At 35.4% G+C, this 19,635-nt stretch carries 19 protein-coding genes; 2 read left to right on the top strand and 17 right to left on the bottom strand.

The annotated features are described in order from the left end of the window. Positions 1-204 precede the first annotated feature (204 nt). The 17 genes from plsX to ACEN4N_RS08950 form a co-directional block, all read right to left on the bottom strand. On the bottom strand, positions 205-1,200 hold the full coding sequence (gene plsX / locus ACEN4N_RS09030) for a phosphate acyltransferase PlsX (RefSeq protein WP_407090094.1): 996 nt from the start codon (positions 1,198-1,200) through the stop codon (positions 205-207). Between the two features lie 35 nt (positions 1,201-1,235). Continuing rightward, positions 1,236-3,299 (bottom strand): ATP-dependent DNA helicase RecG, encoded by a 2,064-nt coding sequence (recG, locus tag ACEN4N_RS09025; protein ID WP_407094098.1) that lies wholly within the window; start codon positions 3,297-3,299, stop codon positions 1,236-1,238. A gap of 56 nt (positions 3,300-3,355) precedes the next feature. Further along, complete coding sequence (locus ACEN4N_RS09020; protein ID WP_407094097.1) at positions 3,356-5,029, bottom strand: DAK2 domain-containing protein; 1,674 nt, start codon at positions 5,027-5,029, stop codon at positions 3,356-3,358. A gap of 35 nt (positions 5,030-5,064) precedes the next feature. Continuing rightward, positions 5,065-5,421, bottom strand: coding sequence for an Asp23/Gls24 family envelope stress response protein (locus ACEN4N_RS09015; RefSeq protein ID WP_138405156.1), 357 nt, complete (start codon positions 5,419-5,421; stop codon positions 5,065-5,067). A gap of 201 nt (positions 5,422-5,622) precedes the next feature. Further along, positions 5,623-5,811: a 50S ribosomal protein L28 gene (gene rpmB / locus ACEN4N_RS09010; protein ID WP_138405155.1), complete on the bottom strand. Its 189-nt coding sequence runs from the start codon at positions 5,809-5,811 to the stop codon at positions 5,623-5,625. A gap of 204 nt (positions 5,812-6,015) precedes the next feature. After that, a complete protein-coding gene (locus ACEN4N_RS09005; RefSeq protein ID WP_407094096.1) occupies positions 6,016-6,972 on the bottom strand; it encodes an NAD(P)-dependent oxidoreductase in 957 nt (318 codons plus the stop codon). A 10-nt stretch (positions 6,973-6,982) separates the two neighbouring features. Continuing rightward, positions 6,983-7,672, bottom strand: coding sequence for a thiamine diphosphokinase (locus tag ACEN4N_RS09000; protein WP_407090089.1), 690 nt, complete (start codon positions 7,670-7,672; stop codon positions 6,983-6,985). 9 nt (positions 7,673-7,681) lie between these two features. Continuing rightward, positions 7,682-8,323: a ribulose-phosphate 3-epimerase gene (gene rpe / locus ACEN4N_RS08995; RefSeq protein WP_407094095.1), complete on the bottom strand. Its 642-nt coding sequence runs from the start codon at positions 8,321-8,323 to the stop codon at positions 7,682-7,684. 14 nt (positions 8,324-8,337) lie between these two features. Next, a complete protein-coding gene (gene rsgA / locus ACEN4N_RS08990; RefSeq protein ID WP_407094094.1) occupies positions 8,338-9,258 on the bottom strand; it encodes a ribosome small subunit-dependent GTPase A in 921 nt (306 codons plus the stop codon). 61 nt (positions 9,259-9,319) lie between these two features. Further along, positions 9,320-11,308, bottom strand: a complete 1,989-nt coding sequence (pknB, locus tag ACEN4N_RS08985) for a Stk1 family PASTA domain-containing Ser/Thr kinase (protein WP_407090084.1) — start codon at positions 11,306-11,308, stop codon at positions 9,320-9,322. Further along, the gene (locus ACEN4N_RS08980; protein ID WP_407090083.1) at positions 11,305-12,069 is read right to left on the bottom strand and encodes a Stp1/IreP family PP2C-type Ser/Thr phosphatase; all 765 of its coding nucleotides are present in this window, start codon (positions 12,067-12,069) and stop codon (positions 11,305-11,307) included. The genes pknB and ACEN4N_RS08980 overlap by 4 nt, the downstream gene beginning before the upstream one ends. A 26-nt stretch (positions 12,070-12,095) precedes the next feature. After that, positions 12,096-13,475: a 16S rRNA (cytosine(967)-C(5))-methyltransferase RsmB gene (rsmB, locus tag ACEN4N_RS08975; RefSeq protein ID WP_407094093.1), complete on the bottom strand. Its 1,380-nt coding sequence runs from the start codon at positions 13,473-13,475 to the stop codon at positions 12,096-12,098. 18 nt (positions 13,476-13,493) lie between these two features. Further along, positions 13,494-14,447 carry a methionyl-tRNA formyltransferase gene (fmt, locus tag ACEN4N_RS08970; protein WP_407094092.1) on the bottom strand — a complete coding sequence of 318 codons (954 nt, stop codon included), beginning with the start codon at positions 14,445-14,447 and terminating at the stop codon, positions 13,494-13,496. Positions 14,448-14,460: 13 nt separating this feature from the next. Then, positions 14,461-16,878: a primosomal protein N' gene (gene priA / locus ACEN4N_RS08965; RefSeq protein ID WP_407094091.1), complete on the bottom strand. Its 2,418-nt coding sequence runs from the start codon at positions 16,876-16,878 to the stop codon at positions 14,461-14,463. Between the two features lie 86 nt (positions 16,879-16,964). After that, positions 16,965-17,162, bottom strand: a complete 198-nt coding sequence (rpoZ, locus tag ACEN4N_RS08960) for a DNA-directed RNA polymerase subunit omega (protein WP_218930821.1) — start codon at positions 17,160-17,162, stop codon at positions 16,965-16,967. Between the two features lie 6 nt (positions 17,163-17,168). After that, on the bottom strand, positions 17,169-17,801 hold the full coding sequence (gmk, locus tag ACEN4N_RS08955) for a guanylate kinase (RefSeq protein WP_407094090.1): 633 nt from the start codon (positions 17,799-17,801) through the stop codon (positions 17,169-17,171). A gap of 96 nt (positions 17,802-17,897) precedes the next feature. Continuing rightward, positions 17,898-18,881 (bottom strand): LCP family protein, encoded by a 984-nt coding sequence (locus ACEN4N_RS08950; protein ID WP_407094089.1) that lies wholly within the window; start codon positions 18,879-18,881, stop codon positions 17,898-17,900. A gap of 154 nt (positions 18,882-19,035) precedes the next feature. Here ACEN4N_RS08950 and ACEN4N_RS08945 point away from each other — a divergent pair, with 154 nt between their 5' ends. Further along, positions 19,036-19,374 (top strand): hypothetical protein, encoded by a 339-nt coding sequence (locus ACEN4N_RS08945; RefSeq protein ID WP_407094088.1) that lies wholly within the window; start codon positions 19,036-19,038, stop codon positions 19,372-19,374. A gap of 134 nt (positions 19,375-19,508) precedes the next feature. After that, positions 19,509-19,635 (top strand): helix-turn-helix domain-containing protein (locus tag ACEN4N_RS08940; protein WP_407094099.1); only part of this gene is annotated, 127 nt, incomplete at its 3' end.

Raw genomic sequence — 19,635 nt, 5'->3', positions numbered from 1 at the left:
AAAGACTTGAGTTATAAAAGAATCGAAAAGCGACATTTCCCCCATGGGGGAAACCCTATACCTAAAAGTCTAATGGGGTATGTCTTTTGAATAACAATAGTGTTGCATTTGATTTGACAACAGAGGTAACTTTTTATATTTTCATATGCTTTAAAGTTCATATAGAAAGCAATACATCAGATGTATTAACACACTTATTTGTTTTTAATTTTCAAAATATTTTACAGCATCTTGAACAACACCCACGCTTACAACTGTTCTTGCTTGACGAATCGCATTAAATACTGCTTCGTCGTTGGAAGAGCCGTGTGCTTTAATTACTGGAGATTTTACGCCAAGTAAAACTGCCCCACCTTGCTTCGTATCATCTAGATTGTTAAGTGATTCTTTTAATGAGTCTTTAATTAAACCTGCACCAATTTTTGTTTTTAACCCAGAGTTTTTTAGCGTATCAAGTAACAATCCAACAACACTTTTAACAGTTCCTTCCAGAGTTTTTAAGACTGCATTACCTGTAAAGCCATCCGTTATGACGATATCAACTTCTCCAGTTAAGATTGATTTTGCCTCAACATTCCCAATAAAGTTAATATTATCTAATTGCTTCATTAAATCGAAAGCCTCTTTAGTAATTGAATTCCCTTTACCTTCTTCTGTTCCATTGTTTAATAAACCAATACGTGGATTTTCTACATTTAATACATTTTTAGCGTAAAAGTTAGCTAATACTGTAAATTGTTCTAGATTAACAGGTTTCACTTCAGCATTTGCTCCAGCATCCATTAAAATCACTTGAGGTGATTCTTTTGAAACTGTTGGAATAATTGGCATTAATCCTGGACGGTCAATATTCTTAATTCGTCCAACAACTAGTAAACCAGCTGTTAATAAAGCCCCTGTATTACCGGCAGATAATAAAGCATCTGCTTTACCTTCCTTGACATCACGTGCAGCAACAACCATAGACGAATCTTTTTTCCGTCGAATGGCTCTCACGGGTTCATCTTCTCCAGTGACAATCTCAGTTGTGTGAATGACTTTAATACGGTCATCTTTGACTAAGTATTGTTCAATACTTTCACTATCACCATATAAATTAATTTGGATATCGTTGAATGTTTTTATTGCTAAATTAGCGCCATCAACAATGGCTTTTGGTGCATTGTCGCCACCCATAGCATCGATTGCAATTGTAATCATTTTATCCCTCCACTATCTTTTTATTTCTATCTATACTAAATTTTTATTTGCTGGTTTGTCAACCAATTAATGATTGCATTAATCTCCTGATCTTCTAACTCTAAAGGATGATTCAAATACCATGTAACTTCATCCTTGGCTACTTTGTGGATATGTTGATCTTCGAATAGATTGGCATACTTAAATTGAGGAATACCGCTTTGGGCTAAGCCTAAGATATCACCCATCCCGCGTATCTTCATATCTTCTTGACTTATAATGAAGCCATCCGATTCTTGTTCCATAATTTCAAGTCGCTTTTTACCTTGTTCAGTTGTCGGCTTACCGATTAAGTAACAATAACTTTGTAGGTTACTACGTCCGACTCGTCCTCTTAATTGATGCAACTGAGCTAAGCCAAAGCGTTCAGCTGAATGGATAACTATAATTGTCGCATTAGGTACATCGACTCCGACCTCTACCATCGTTGTTGCAACTAGAATTTGAAGTTTATTTTGTTCATAAGCATTCATCACTTGCTGTTGGTCATCTTTACTCAATTGACCATGTAAAGCTCCTACATTCCACTCTGGAAACTGTACGGATAATTTTTCTTTAATCGCATTTACATTTTCAATTTGTTCTAAATGTTCAGATTGATCAATGATGGGAAGAACATAGTATATTTGATGTCCTTCTTTTAATTCTTCCGCCATTTTATTATAAAGGAAATCAAGATTATCTTCATCGATTAATTTTGTTTCAATTGGTATTCTCCCTTTAGGTAATTGATCAATGGTTGATACTGTCATATCCCCATAGATTGTTTGGGCTAATGAACGTGGAATTGGAGTTGCTGTCATTTGTAAGATGTTTAAAGTTTCTTCTACTTCAACTTTCTCCATCAAAGCATGGCGTTGATCTACTCCAAACCGGTGTTGCTCATCAATAATTGCTATCCCTAATTGCTTATATGTCACAGCGGGTTGAATTAAGGCATGTGTTCCAATGACAATTCGTATTCTTCCACTTTCAAGTCCATCTAAGATGTCTTTCTTCTCTTTAGCTTTCATTGCACTGACTAAAATCTCGCTATGGTAACCCATGTCTTCAAAAATTCGATTAAAATTCACAACGTGTTGTTTAGCTAGGATTTCAGTTGGTACCATTAAGACAGCTTGATAACCAGCTAAAACAGCAGCCATCATGCCTAGAAATGCAACAAGTGTCTTACCACTCCCCACATCCCCTTGAAGCATGCGTCGCATAGGATAAGGCGCTAATAAGTCATAGCATATTTCATTGACAGCCTTTTTTTGTGCTTCTGTTAATTGATAGGGCAATTGCATAATAATTTCTTTTAAATCATGATTATCGTAAACGACACGAATCCCCTTCTCTTTTTGAGATTGCTGCATCGTAGTTTGAAGTCGCCATTGGTATAAGAAAAACTCTTGAAAAATAATTTTTCGCTCAGCTTCTTTAAACTCTCGGGCATCTTTAGGAAAATGCATTTGATACAAAGCTTTATTTAATGGCAGCAATCGATACTTATGATTAATATTATCAGGAATGACTTCGACAATTGAAGTGGCACTTGCTTCAAAGGCTGACTTTATCGCTTTAATGATTTGAGTCTGTTTTAAGCCTTTTGTCGTTGAATAGACTGGATTAAAATCACCATTATCTTCATTTAATTTAATAACTTTCATACCTAATAGATTTTGACGGTCGCTTTGCCATTTTCCAAAGATTGCTTTCTCTTGACCAACTTCAACACTCTTTGCTAAATAAGGTTGATTGAAGAAAGAAACACTAATAATATTATGCTCATCAAGACTCATTCTGAATGTCAATCGACTCTTACTGCCTCCAAAGTAATTTACAACTGCTGGAGTCACTACCGTCCCTTTAAGTGTTACCTTTTCTCCATCAAGAATTGACTCAAGCGGTCGTGCTTGTAAATCTTCATATCGAAAAGGAAAATGAAACATTAAATCGCGAATGGTACTCACACCTAAGGAAGCAAATTTGTCAGTCGCAACTGGACCAACGCCATTTAGTTTATTAATTGTTTCATTCCAATTTAATTGATCCATAATTGACTCCTTTTTTGTCATGGTTGATATGCAAAAAGGGAAAAGGAACAATATGCCCCTTTCCCCTTTGAATAGATTTATTCTACTGACATAATATACTCGTAAACAGGTTGGTCTCCTTGAATCACTTCAAAATCCACCTCAGAGTATGTTGCTTCTAATTGTTCAATGACTTGTTCAACAAGATCTTCTTTACCGCCTTCACCAATGAAGATGGTTACAATTTCGCTTTCATCATTAATCATATTATCTAAAGTGTTGTATAAAGCATTCTCTACAAGGGGTTCAGATAAGATAATTTTACCATCAACGATTCCCATGAATTCATCTTTCAGAATTTCAACGCCGTCAAGGTTTGTATCACGAATAGCATAGGTAATTTGACCTGTCGAAACCATTTCAATGTTTTCACTCATGGCAGCATAATTATCTTCAATCGTTCCTTCTGGATTATAGGCAAAAATAGCACTAATCGCTTCTGGAACTGTTCTTGTTGGTACAACCACTGCAGGTTTTTCAATCACTTCTGCTGCTTGTTCTGCAGCCATGATGATGTTTTTATTATTCGGTAATAGAATAAAACGTTCTGCTGGTATCGACTCCATCGCTTTAACAAAATCTTCTGTTGATGGGTTCATTGTCTGACCACCTGAAAGAACAACATCAATACCGATTGATTTCAGCATTTCAGTCATACCTTCACCTGCTGCAACAGCAATCACTGCATAATCTTTAGGAGCTACTGCAGTTGTCTGTTGTTGAGATAGAGCTTGATTGGCAGTTTCTAGATCACGCACTTGTTCACGCATATTATCTACTTTAATTTTGATTAACTCACCATACTCTTGACCTAATTGCATAATTTCGCCTGGGTCTTCAGTATGGATATGTACCTTCGCTATTTCATCGTCAGATACAACTAATAATGAGTCACCTTTTTCATTTAAGATATTACGGAACTCATCATAATCAAATTCTTTTTCTACGGTTGGACCATTACCGATACGAACCATGATTTCTGTACAATAGCCGAATGTAATATCATCCATTGACATTGGGTGTTCATTTGTTTCTTCGAATACCGCATGAGAATGCGCTTCTGACTTTTTAGAATGATCTTCAGAGATAATGACTTCACCAGTTAAACTTGATAGGAATCCCTCATAAAGGCAAAGTAAACCTTTTCCTCCACTATCCACTACGCCGACCTGTTTCAGAACTGGTAACATGTCAGTCGTTTTCTCAAGTGCAACACCTGCGCCTTTAACGATTGCTCGCATAATTTCAACGATGTCTGTTGTGTTTTTAGCTGCTTGTTCACCAGCTAAAGCCGATTCACGTGCAACTGTTAAGATTGTTCCTTCAACAGGCTTCATAACTGCTTTATAAGCAGATTCTACTCCACCAGCAAATGCTTTAACAAAGTATTCAGCATCAACATTCTCTTGATCTTCAATCGCTTTAGAAAAACCTCTAAAGATTTGTGATAGGATAACGCCTGAGTTTCCTCGAGCTCCCATTAATAACCCTTTAGCTAAGGCTGTACTTGCTTCTCCAACGTGTCCTGAAGTATTTTCTTTTAATTTTTCAACACCAGAGATAAATGACATATTCATATTCGTTCCTGTATCTCCATCTGGAACTGGGAATACATTTAGTGAATTGATTAAATCAACGTTCTCTGTTAAACGATCTGCTCCAGCAATAATCATTGATTGAAATTCTGGTGCCGTTAACATAGTAAGTTCCAACTTTCGTCCTCCTTATAACTCATTGACTTTAGAATTTAGTCAACTTTTACTCCTTGAACGTGAACATTTACAAAATCTAGTGTGAATCCTAGTAAACGTTCGACATTATATTTTACTGTTTCTTGAATATTTTGACAGATGACAGATATTTTTGTTCCATAAGATACAAGAATATATACATCCACTGCCACTTTATTACCGTTTTGGGAAAGAACTACACCTTTGGCAAAATTCTCTCTACGTAAAATTTCTATTATATTATCACGAAAGAAACTTTTACTTACCATCCCTACGACACCGTAGTTATCAGTAACCGCTGCACCTACAACTGTTGCGATAACTTCATTACTTAATGTGATTTGTCCATTTGGGGTTGGAATATTTATTGCCATACAATCTCCTCCTATTGTTTATATCTTAGTTATTTTATCATAAACATCGTTATTATTCACTTAAATTGATATTACCAAACTACAACGGTTTGACAAAGGGAATTGTATTATATAAAAAATTTGTTCAAGTTTATGTTCGATTACAAATAAAAAAGCTAACTTGCTCAAAGCAAATTAGCTTATTTAAATAATATAACGAGATTAAACACGTTCAACTTTACCTGATTTTAATGCACGTGCAGAAACCCAAACTTTCTTAGGCTCGCCGTCTACCATAATGCGAACTTTTTGTAAGTTAGCACCAAAAGTACGTTTGTTTGCGTTCAATGCATGAGAACGAGTGTTACCAGATCTAGCTTTACGTCCTGTAAAGTAACATTCTTTAGCCATTAGTATTTCCTCCATTTCTTGCAGGAGCTTTGTCTCTGCTTTTTCATACCGTAATAATTTATCATATTTTTCATTCTTGTGCAAGAATTTTTTCAATATTTTCTATTTATAAAGCGGTTTTGTTTCTAAGAAGTAATATTAGTCTATCCAAGGTTATAAGTCAAGGTAGTTTTTGGATTGCACCCTATTTTTATGCTGTAAGAATTAATAACCTTTTTTCTTATTGTACTCATTCTTAGCCAGTGTTCCGTAAGATAAATAACTATCAAGATTTTCTTTAAAAATCGGATAAATCGTATCTCTAAAATGTTCAACATTGCCAGAGATATGTGGCGTAATGACTAAGTTTTGTGTTTGCCATAATTTTGATGATTCTGGAAGTGGTTCCGGCGATGTGACGTCTAAATAAGCTCCCGCTAAAGTCCCTGCTTCCAATTCTTCAATCAGATGTTCATCTTTCACTGATTCACCTCGACCGATATTCAAGAAGTAAGCAGTATCTTTCATATTAGCAAAGATTTCTTTATCAAAGAATAATTCACTTTCATCTGTTAAAGGCAATGCATTAATAACAAAGTCCATATCTGAAAGGATGTCTTGGCTACTTTCCATCGTGTATGAATGGTCAAAGGTTTGGATTGAACGGCCATTCGAATTAACGCCATATGTTGCCATTTCAAAAAACTTAGCTGTTCGAGCAATCTCTTGCCCAATTGAGCCTGTTCCATAAACTAATACCTTCTTCTCATTTAAAGAGAACATATTTGAAGCAATGCTTTTATCCCATTTACTTTCCAATTGATTTGTCATCGCTGGAATTATCCCTCTAGCAACTCCTAAAATATAACCAAATATATTCTCAGTAATTGGAACAGCATGGACACCACTCATGTTTGAAAGAAAAATATCTTTATCTTTTCTGAGACTTTCTGGAATTGCGTCAAGACCTGCGGTATCTTTTTGAATCCATTTAAGTTGTTTTAAATCTGCTATGTTTTCACTTAATTCAGATCCCCAACCATAGACAATCTCAATATTTTTAATGTCTTCGGGTCTAATTTCATCTTTAACTCTTACATCATAGTCTTTAGCTGTTGCTTTGATTTCTTCTAATTGCCAATCTTTTGTAATGGCATAAACTGCAATGATTGGTTTTGACATATTATTCCTCCTACTTTCTTTCATTCACTCTAAGAACTAGAACGAGTCCTTGCTTGAATGATAGTTTCACCGGATGGTATTTATCGATAAACTCATTACTTATGAGTGCACGTGGATAGCCTATATCAGTAGTTCCAAGATTATACACAGCATTTTGGATACTTAATTGCTCTACAGCTGTTAAAGTGATGATGGATAAGTAATCTGGTAACATCTTTTCAGCGCTAATCTCATATTCTCCAGGGAAGAAAAATTGAAAGACATGATTCTTTTCAATAAACTTTATTCTTCCAACACTTTTTTTAAATCTTGGTTGATAAACCATCCAAATATTCGCTAGCATGTGATCCAAGCGGCCTTTCTTCTCTCCGATACCGCCTAGAATTAAACATTCTAACTCTGGAAACTCCTCTTGGACGATTTCTAAAGCTAATTCCATATCTGTATCATCTTTTTGAGCTGGATGTTTGATAATATGTGTCGCATTCTCTTTAATTAATTGGAATTCTTCTTCTGTCACTGAATCAAAATCACCGACAGCATAATCCAAGTAATAGCCAGCTTTAATAAGTTTTAAACTTCCACCATCCACACCAATATAATAAGTTTTGTGATTTTGGACATATTTAGGTATTTCTGAGACTGCTGGTTTTACAGCACCGCCACAGACCACTACATATTCTTTTTCTTTACTTTGCATCTTAACACCTTAGTTTCTTAATGAATCGATTGCTTCCTTGCGGTTATTGTGACTAAATATGTAAGAACCTGCCACTAATACATCTGCTCCTGCTTCTAAGCATTTCTTACTTGTTTCCTCATTAATACCGCCATCCACTTCAATCTCATAATTGTAGTTATTTTCTTCACGGAGTGCTTTTAGTTGCTTGATTTTATTCAAGCTTGATGGAATAAATGTTTGTCCACCAAAACCTGGATTCACTGTCATAACTAAAACTAGATCGACATCTGCCAATACTGCTTCGATTGCTCCAACCGGCGTACCTGGATTAATTACGACACCCGCTTTCGTGCCAGTTTGTTTGATTTGTTGGATTACACGGTGAATATGTTTTGTTGCTTCAACATGAACAGAAATAATATCTGCGCCTGATTCAGCAACAAGTTCAATATAGCGTTCAGGTTCTTCAATCATTAAATGACAATCAAATGTTTTATCTGTTAGAGGTCGAATAAACTTCATAACCATCGGACCAAAAGACAAGTTTGGTACAAAATTTCCATCCATCATATCGATATGAATATAATCAGCGCCATTTGATACGATATCTACCAAATCGTCGCCTAATTCACTAAAATCTGCACTTAAAATTGATGGTGCAACTTTCATAAATAATCCCCCTACTATTTTTTCTTTTTATAAACAGGTTTTCTTTGCTCAATGCGTTCCATAATTTGTTCATAATTATTATAACGACTTTGAGCTATGACACCCGTTTCAACTTCGCTTTTAACATTACAACCCGGTTCATTTAAATGCAAGCATGACCGGAACTTACACAATTCTCCCGCTCTAGCAATCTCTGGGAAATAAAATCTTAAATCAGCTTTTTCGATATCCGGAAAGTCAATCGCGCTAAAGCCTGGTGTGTCAGCTAAAAATCCATTGTTAAATGGATATAAAGTAACTTCTCTAGTTGTATGTTTCCCTCGGTTTAAAGCTTCACTAATAATCCCTGTTTCAATATTCGCTTCAGGTAATAATAAGTTTAATAGAGTTGACTTTCCAACTCCTGATTGTCCCATTATGACGTATAAGCCTGTATCTATCAACTGTTTAATCTTATCAATATCTGATTCATTATTATTTAAAGTCACAACTGTATAGCCAGCTGGTGCGTAAACTCGATTAATCTCTTCAACTTTTCGGTCAGCTGCTTCTTGACCAACGGCTTCGACTAATAAATCAAACTTTGATAATAAGATAATTGGTTCGATATGATTCGATTCGATTGAGACTAAAAAGTAATCTAATAAATTATATGAGAAATCTGGTTCAACTAATGACGTCACAATCATTGAATAATCTACATTCGAAATACTAGGTCGAACTAACTCATTTTCTCTTGGTAATATTTCAATGAGACGACTCTCTGACTGACTATCTTTTTCATCAACTTCAATGACTACTTCGTCACCTACTAATGGTTTTTCATTTGTGTGTCGGAATAATCCTTTAGGTTTTGTGGCAAAACTTTGATTCTCTGTCCACACGTAATAAAATCCACTAATTGATTGATAAATGACACCTTTTTTCTTTTGCATAAAACCCTCCTTTTAAAAAAAGGTTAAATCCTCCAATACGAAAGATTTAACCTTGAAACAGTTACTGTGGTATTACATTATTACTTTCTTCATACACTTCACCATCTCGCAATATACGATATTGCCCCGTACCATTTGACGATATATATAAAGTTAATTCAATTAATTGTGACTCTGTAATTTCAAATTCTTCAGCGACTTCAGTAATATTATTATACTCATCACCGATAAAAACTTGAATTGTATTTGGTAATGGATTTTCTTGTTCTTCATCATTATCTTCATAAGTTGGTAAGTACTCAATATATACAGGAGTTAAAGCAGAATTGATTTCTTCTTCTTCAGGTCCCATTGAAACAACCACTGAAATCGTATCTCCAGGGTATAATGACGTTCCACTTTCTTGAGACTGACTAATAACTTGTCCTTCTGGGATAAACTCGCTGTACTCATAACCTACATCTACGAGTAATCCATAACCATCCGCAAATGAATGGACCATATCAAGTGATAAATTATAGAAATCTTGCATCGTACTAGATTCTGAATAACTACCCACCGTCATTGTGATGGGTGTTTCACCAGGTACAACACGTGTTCCGGGCTCTAAACTTTGTGCCATAATCGTTCCTGTCTGTGACGCATCATTAGTAAATAGGTCTTGACGTTCAACGATGAAGCCCGCTTCAATTAGCATTTGACGAATTGGTTCATAGCTTTGTCCCACATAATCGCCGATTTGAACTTGTTCTTCCCCACTACTCACGACTAGGTTTACTGATGAGTCTCTTTCAATCCGCTCGCCCATCTCTGGATCCGTTTCGATAACGTTACCTTGAACGACTGTGTCGTGCCAATTATTAATCACATTACCAACTGAAATATTCTCTTCTTCAAGTAATGCAATCGCTTCTGCTTGAGATAAGTTCTCAATATCAGGGACGGTTACATATCTAATCGTTTGATTATATAAAGCATACGCACCGAAAGCCAATAAGATTACTAATAATACAACAGATACTTGTATTAATAGCTTACTAAGTCGTTTCGGTCTTGAAATCGGAGGTAATTCATCATATTGAGGGATTTCCTCTTCTTCTTGAAGATCCTCTTTAACTTCTACACTTGATAACGTTTGACTTGCCGTACTAATTGGTTTAATCGGCGTCATAATTACCGTATCTTCGATATCAGTTTCTGGATCGAAGCGTTTTTCGTTCATTCGATTCACACTTAGACTCGTACTTAGATCATTTAACATTTCTTGAACAGAACTGTAGCGGTGCTCTAATGATTTAGCTGTTGCTCGCATGACCACATTTTCTAAACTTTGTGGGACATAATCTAAATGTTCTTTCACACGAGGAAATTCTTCTTGGAAATGCTTTAAAGCAACCGAAACAGCTGATTCACCATCGTAGGGAACTTCTCCAGTAATTAATTCGTAAAGAACCACACCTAAAGCATAGATATCTGATTTAACCGTTGCACTTCCACCACGCGCTTGTTCTGGAGATAAATAATGTACAGAACCAAGCAATGTATTAGTTTGCGTTAAAGATGTATCCGATAGGACGACTGCGATACCAAAGTCAGTAATCTTCACTTCATTGTTCTCAGTAATTAGTATATTTTGTGGCTTAATATCACGGTGAATAATGTTGTGTCTATGTGCGACATCAATGGCTGATAGTATTTGGGACATAATATTAACGGCTAATTCTAAAGACACAGGTGATTTGTCACGGATAAATGTCTTTAAATCATTCCCCTTAACATATTCCATCACTATATATTGCTGACCATCTTCTTCATCAACATCATAAACTTCCACCACATTATGATGCAAGAGTTGACTCGCCGCCATGGCTTCACGTTGGAAACGGCGGATTGCATCTTGATTATCTTGGAAGTCAAAGCGTAATACTTTAACCGCAACATCACGATCTAATATCAAATCTCTGGCTAAATAAACATTTGCCATACCACCTGAGCCAACAAGCTGGTTAATAATGTAGCGTCCAGATAGTTTAGAGTTAATATCTATCATATCGTTTCACCATCCTCTAAGATTAAAGAATGGATGTTTCCAACAACAATAATCGTAATATTGTCTCGTCCGCCAGCTTCATTTGCTGCATCAACTAAAGATACGGCTAAATGATCAAAATCCTCCGTTTGTTGGAAGAAATCAACAATCTCTTCATGACTCACCATATTTGTCAGTCCATCAGAACAAAGCATTAAATGTTCGACTTCATTAATTGGTAACTCCAACAATTCATAGCCGACATCGGGTGTCACGCCAATTGATTGTGTAACAACGTTTCGTTGAGGATGTAAATTTCCTTCTTCTTCAGTAATCTCACCTGATTTAATTAATTCATTAACTAAAGAATGGTCTTCTGTTTTTTGAAATAAATGACCTTCGTTGAATACATAAGCGCGGCTATCCCCAACATGCGCAATTAAGACAAATTCCTTTGTAATTAATGAAACGACTAACGTCGTTCCCATTCCTGCAAGATGTCTCTCTTTTAATGATTCTTCATATAGATAAGTATTTACATCTTCAATAGCTTTTCCAATCCATTGCGATGCTTCTTCTTTTGTTAACTCCTTCGTTAACTGCTTAAATTGCTTTCCTAAATATTTTGTTGTAAGTTCACTCGCGACTTCACCAGCTTGGTGACCGCCGACCCCATCGCATAAGACAAATAGATATTGATTAAAGTCTGATTTAAAATAATCAGCATAATCCTGATTTGACTTACGCTGTTTCCCTACACTTGAATGGAGCGAAATTTGCATTGTTTCACCTCAGTTTTTTTATTGTACTATTTAATACCTTCTGTATCTTTTTTAACTAAACGTGAGATAAAAAAGCCGTCCGTATGGTATTGTTGTGGCCAAACTCGAATATTACCTTCATCGGTAATTAAATCTGATTTAACATTATCTTTCTCAACAGAAATTGGACTTTGTACAAAATTATCGTGAACGTTTAAAAATGACTGAACGATCTCTTCATTCTCTTCATAAGACATTGTACATGTACTATATATTATTTCTCCGCCTGGTTTTAATAATGTTGAAACATGATTAATTAATTCAGTTTGTATTTGTGCTAATTCTTGTATATCTTCATATGATTTCTCATACTTAATCTCAGGTTTACGTCTCATTAAACCTAAGCCAGAACAAGGTGCATCTAAATAAATTTTATCATATAATTGACCGTTTGTTGGCTGATGTTTTGACGCATCTTCAACATTTAATGTCACTCTTTGTGAAAGTCCTAAACGTTCCATATGTTCATTGACTCGCTTAATTTTTGGCTGTGACAAATCTAAGGCTGTCAGATGTCCTGTTTCTAATAGTGTCGCGATATGAGTCGCTTTTCCACCTGGTGCAGAACAGGCATCCAAAATTTCTTCATCGCCATTAATATGACCTAAAGGTGCTACTAACATTGATGATTCATCTTGAATTGTTAACCAACCTTCGTTAAAAGCAGTTGAATGAATTAGATTACCGTTAACTGAACGAATACCAACGGGTGATATCTCACTTTCTACAGTATCATAACCTTCGCTATAAAGGGACTCCATAACTTCTTTTCTAGACTTCTTACTTGTATTAACACGTGCAGAGATAAATGGAACTTCTTGTAAACTTTCTAATAGGTTCTCAACTTCTTCATGCGTTTGATGTTTTAAAAAATAATCTACAATCCAAGGACTAATACTGTATTTCACACTTAGACGTTTAGTGAAATCTTCAATCGCATCAATATCCAATCGATCCGTTCGAATAAAACGCCGCAAGATTGCATTTACAAAATTTCCTACGCCCCCATGACCATTCACTTTAGCTACTTGAACGGCTTCATTAACTACCGCATGACTCGGAATTCGATCTAAAAATACTAACTGATATACAGAAAGTCTTAGTAATGTTGAAACCCAGTCATCAAGTTGCTTACCTGATACAAAAGGTGCCAAGTAATAATCGATCGTTAATTTGTTTTGGATAACTCCGTATACAATTTGGACAACTAATCGATTATCCCTTTCATCTAAAGGTGTATTTTGTAAAAATTCGTCTATCACTACATTTGAAAATTCATTTTGATTTTCAATTTTATCGAGTAGAACGAGTGAGTGCCAACGTAAATTTTTATTTAATTGTTTTTTACTTCGTTGCTTAATTTTCAAAACTCGTTCCTCCTAACGTTATTTATTTTCGAACACGCTATCTATTATATCCTCTGGCTTATTCCCATTCAACCATTGTTCAATTGAAAGTCGTTTTTTTCCACTTTCTTGCCATTCACTAATCCCGTAAAATGTATTATCTCCACATTGAACAATTAGTTTGTTGTCTTCAATTGCAAGAACTTCACCAATTTCGCCGGGTTCACCATTATAATCTACAGGTTCGCCTGCCCAAATTTTAACACGATTATTATCCAACATTGTATACGTCGATGGGAATGGTCTAAATGCACGGATATGATTATCTACTTCTTGAGCCGTTAAATCCCAAGAAATTCGTTCTCGTTCTTTAGAAATTGTTGGAGAGAAGACAACCTCTTCTTCTACTTGTGGTGTTGCTTGGATTTCTCCAGCAAAAACAGCAGGTAAAGTATCTAATAATAATTCTTTGCCAACTACAGCAAGTGTGTCAAATAATTTACCTACATCATCTGTTGCTTTAATTTCAATAGCGCGTTGAGATAGGATATCTCCCGCGTCCATCTTTTTAGTCATATAAATAATTGAAATTCCGGTTTTTTTGTCACCATTCCATAGCGCATAATGAATCGGTGCTCCCCCTCGGTATTTAGGCAGTAGCGAAGCATGGACATTAATTGCGCCATATTTTGGTGCTTCAATTAGATCAATGGGTACAAACTGCCCGTAAGCTGCTGTTACAATAAGGTCTGCATTTAATGCTTTTAATTCTTCAGCTTCTTGAGACCCTCTGATTTTTTCCGGTTGATAGACTGGGATATCATGTTTTAATGCGAGTTCCTTCACTGGTGTCGGCTTTAATACTTTTTTACGACCTACAGGTCGATCAGGTTGTGTGACTACGCCTACAACCTCCATAGTCGCATCATTTATTAACCCTTCCAAAACTTCAACAGAGAAATCTGGTGTCCCCATAAAAATTATTTTATGCATATACATATCCTTTCTAACTAAAATATTGTGGTTCATGATCAATATTTACATACACACCTTGTGTTGCTTTTTGTTGTGTATTATTCAAAATATTATCTAATTGTCTTTGAATAGTTGTTTTGTCTTTGTATTTTAAAAGTAAATTAAAATAGTAATAATTATTAATTTTCGAAATATTATTCCGATTTGGTCCTATAATATATAACTGTTCTTTTCTTTCGAGTTCAGGATTATATAATTGAGCTTTTAAATCATAAGCCAACTGACTCGCCCTTCCTTGATGCTTACTAGACACTGTCAGTAAGGTCGTAAAGTAATAAGGCGGATAATTAGTCAGATGTCGTCGTTTCATCTCAAAGCGGAAAAAACTTTCATAATCGTGCGTTTTCGCAAATTGGATCACGTAGTGTTCAGGATTATACGTTTGAATCACAACTTCACCAGCTAAGTGCCCACGTCCGGTTCTTCCACTCACTTGAGTTAATAGTTGGAAAGTCCGTTCACTTGCCCTAAAATCAGGTAAATTTAACGCTGTATCAGCATTGATGACTCCTACTAAGGTTACATTCTCAAAATCTAAGCCTTTAGCGATCATTTGCGTTCCTAATAGAATATTCGATTGCCCGCTTGAAAACTCATTTAGTAATTTTTGATGTTGCCCTTTACGGCGAGTTGTATCATTATCCATTCGCGTCACCTTCGCTTCTGGAAAAATTTCTTCTAAAGTTTCAGCTACCTTTTGTGTTCCTATACCATGAGTACGAATGTGCGGTGATTGACAGCTCGGACATTGTGTTGGTAGGGGCTCATGGTAATCACAATAATGACACTTCATTTGATTATCAAACTTATGATAAGTTAAAGAGATGTCACATCTAGGACATTGCATAATGAAACCACATTCGCGACATAGTAAGTAAGAGGCATAACCGCGACGGTTTTGTAATAATACAACTTGTTCTTTCTTATCGAGTCGATCTTGAATCTTCTCAATAAGCTCTGGAGATAATTCATTCGCCGTTTCTCTCAACTCAATTTGGGTCATATCAATAATATCCACAGGTGGCATCGGCATTTGATTGACCCGATTCTCCAGGTGGATTAAGTGATAGTTACCTACTTGAGCTCGTGCACGGCTTTCTAAAGACGGTGTCGCACTTCCAAGTATTAAAGGGGCATCATGATACTCACTCCGCCATCTCGCAACATCTCTCGCATGATAACGTGGATTATCAGATTGCTTATAAGTCGTTTCATGTTCTTCATCGATAATGATAATTCCGATATTTTCTAAAGGAGCAAAGATTGATGATCTAGCCCCTACAACGATTTTTGCTTCGCCTTTAATAATCCGTTGCCATTCATCATATTTTTCAGTGATAGATAAGCCAGAATGCAATACTGCAATGCCAGTTTGGAAGCGACTTACTACACGTTCCACCATTTGTGGTGTTAAAGAGATTTCTGGTACGAGTAATAAAGCAGATTTGCCTTGTTGTAAGGCTCTGTCCATCAATTGCAAGTAAATCTCTGTCTTCCCACTCCCGGTTACTCCTTCAATTAAATACGTATCCGCTTGTTTATTATCAACGCTTTGACTAATTAAATCATACGCGTTCTGCTGTTCAGCTAGTAACGTTTTTGATGAACTCGCTTGAAATGAAACATCTTTCAATGGATCACGATAAATCACTTCTTTAAATGTCGTAATCCATTCTTTATCGATGGCTGAATTTATAGTCGCATTGGATAGTTCTAATTCTGTCATTAAAGTGTTTTTTTCAATGCTTTCGATAGCTTGATTATTAATGAAGTATTCTAGTATCGCTCGTTGCTTAAAGCTTCTTAGGCTTGTCTTTTCTAAAACATTCATTAGTTGGTCTTTATTTAAGTTTGTTTTAATCATTGTTTTAGTTTTTTGCGTCGTTTGGTTAATAACTTGGTATTCTATAGAAATGATATTTTCTTTTTTTAATTGACTGATTGCATTGGGAGATATTCTTTCTTCCAATACTTTACGGTCAATGCCTGTTTCATTTTGATACCAAGAACCAACTTTTTCGCTAAATTGAACAGGATCATGAATTTGAACGATGGCATCATACTTTGCCTTTAATAAACTCGGTAACATGGCTTGAAGTACTGATATACGAAAGCACTGAAGATACTCAGCTAAATAATCACTCAATTCAATTAATTCTTCATTTAAGAAAACATCATAATCCATAATACTATGAATGGGCTTAAGTTTTCCGTTGAATTCAGTCTCGTCCGTAATATCCACAACAAAGCCTGTTCGTTTCATATTGCCAAAAGGTACTTGAACTCGGCTACCTAGTTTAATCGCAGATTCCCAATCTTTTGGCACTGCATAATCAAAAGAGCGATTTACTTGCTTCGCTGGTATATCAATGACAACTTTCACTATCATTCTTTCCCCTCCTTCTAAATAATTTGTAACATATGACAAAAAACTACTATGAAAGTAGTATAAATTCTTTCATAGTAGCTTCGATTTTATTTTTCTTTGATTTGTAAGTCGCCAGAAACAACTTCTTCTAACGCTCTTCCCACGGGTTTGATTGCTTCGTATGAATCTAACATTTCATGCTTATATAATTGCATTTCATGAGCGCGTTTACTCGCAAGGATAATTAAGCTATATTTTGATGGAATTTTTTCAACTAATTTGTCAACTGATGGATATAACATCATGATGGATTACTCCCCTTTTTGAAAATAATTATGTATTTGTAATTTAATTTGATCAACGACTCTTGAAACTTTTAAATGTTCACTTTGTATTATACCATTTACTTTGTTTACTGCACAATCAACTTCATCATTTACGACAACATAGTCGTAATGTTTCATCATTTCAATTTCTTCGCGTGCTTTTTGCATGCGTTCATAAATGATTTCTTGATTATCAGTCCCACGTCCAGTAATTCTAGACTCTAATTCGTTGAGATTAGGTGGTGCTAAGAATATGAAAATTCCATCAGGCATTCTTTCTCTAACTTTCATTGCGCCTTGAACTTCAATTTCTAAAAACACATCGTAGCCTTTAGACAGATTGTCTTCAATCGCTCTAATTGGTGTACCATAATAATTTCCAACATATTCTGCGTGTTCAAGCAAAGCATCTTCCTCTATTAGCTGTTCGAACTCCTCACGTGAGGTAAAGTAATAATCGACACCATCTACTTCACCTGTTCTCATTTGGCGAGTCGTAGCTGAAACTGAATATACATAGTTATAAATATTATTCTTAAAAATTGCAGCTCTAACAGTTCCCTTTCCAACTCCAGATGGACCTGATAATACAATTAATAACCCTCTTGTGTCACTCATATTTACCTCCAAAATAAAACTCTATATGTCTATAACTACTATCATAACATATCTTAATTCTTCTTGAAATAAAATCAAGAAATTTCATGCGTTTCTTTATTGCTCTAACAATGCTTTTAACTGTTCTTGTATGTTTGTCAGTGTATTACTATCTAAAACTTCGTAAGTAACATCATCAATCATTTCAGAATAACCTTCTAACTGTACTGTTTCAACATTCGTAATTATTTGACGATAATCCAAGGCAATGGTCTGAATATCCTTGAATGACAGATTTGTTAGTACATTACCATTTAGACTACTAAGTAGCTTTGGAATGCTCGTAAGTGAATTGATTTGACTAATTTGTGGAACAATCGCACTGACGACTTGTCTTGCTTTATCTTGACTATTTGCTGATTCAATCGCTTCATCAATATCACCAGTGTAAGCTAAGGCCATTTCACCATCCATATTATACGTTTCACCTGCAACGAAGCTATACCCATTTTGATCAAATGTTTCAGTAGCCGTCACGGATACTTCCCCAATCGCATCTATAATATCAGCCAATCCATTCAAATTCACTGTTAACGTATAATCAATCGGAATCTCTAATAAATCTTGCACAGTATTAACTGTTGTTGATAGACCACCTGTTTGATACGCCTCTCGAATCATTCCTTCAGATTTTTGACCTGCAATCTCAGTCAGTGTATTACTAGGTATATTTGTCATAACCACACTTTCTTCTTCAGGACTTACTGTGGCAACAACCATAATATCAGATTGACCTTCTTCTAAATTATCATTGGTTGATGGTTCAACCCCTAATATTAGCATTGAAAATGACTCTTTATTTTGAATACGACTCACCACAGGATCTGGTTCATCTTCATCACGTAAATTCACTTGTTCTTCAGGTCTACTTTGTTGAATCACATCTACTGTGTTCACAACGTTATTATAAAAATAAGCCCCCACAGCACCTGCTCCTATAAGCAGAACGATGATGATAATAAAGAAAATCAAACATCCTTTTTTTCTTTTCTTAGGTCTTCCTCGATGGATATTTCGACGAGACATATTATTTTCACTCATAGACTAACCTCTCATTACTCAATTTTGTTTATCTATTGTATTACTTTATATATTTTATTTCAAATTCTTTTGTTTTTAGGATAGTGTTGACAAAGGGAACGTTTGTTCGTATAATGTAAATACAAACATCCGTTCGGATAAAGGAGTGACATTCATGGAATTACCTATCAAACCCAATTCTAACCTTGCAAATACTGTTCAGCGCTTCTTCAAACCCTTTTTAAATACTCAAATTAAACAAGATAAACGCTTTATATTGCCTCTAAATGAAGTAGAGAAGTTATTACATCAACATTATGTGACGCTTGACCCTGTCGAAATCACATTTGAATTTTACAATTCTCTACAAGAGATTGAACAAAAGACAATTTTAGCTACTGTCGTATCAACTGTTCAACACAATCGTCGCATTGCAATTAGTGAAGTTAATTCAAAGCGATCTTACATATTATCTTTAGAACAAATTCTAACTGCGTCTGCCAACGCTGCTTAGAACTCATAGACCACCAACTGTTTGCACAATCCCCGCAAACAATTGGTGGTCTTGTTCATTTATATATTTTTTCAAATGATGAATTGTAAAATTAAGTGCGACAAATAAAGAAACCCATAACAGGTTCGTGTAAGATGTTAGTAACGACAAAAACATACACACGGAGGTCTGTTATGAGCTACACACATCTTACCATAGAGGAACGTTCAAAAATAGAAATACTCTATCAAGAAGGTTATAAAATTAATCGCATTGCCCAAT

Origin of the sequence: Ruoffia sp. FAM 20857 (assembly GCF_045528645.1) — a bacterium.
GTDB lineage: Bacteria > Bacillota > Bacilli > Lactobacillales > Aerococcaceae > Ruoffia > Ruoffia halotolerans.
This window is presented reverse-complemented; position numbering and strand designations above follow the sequence as displayed.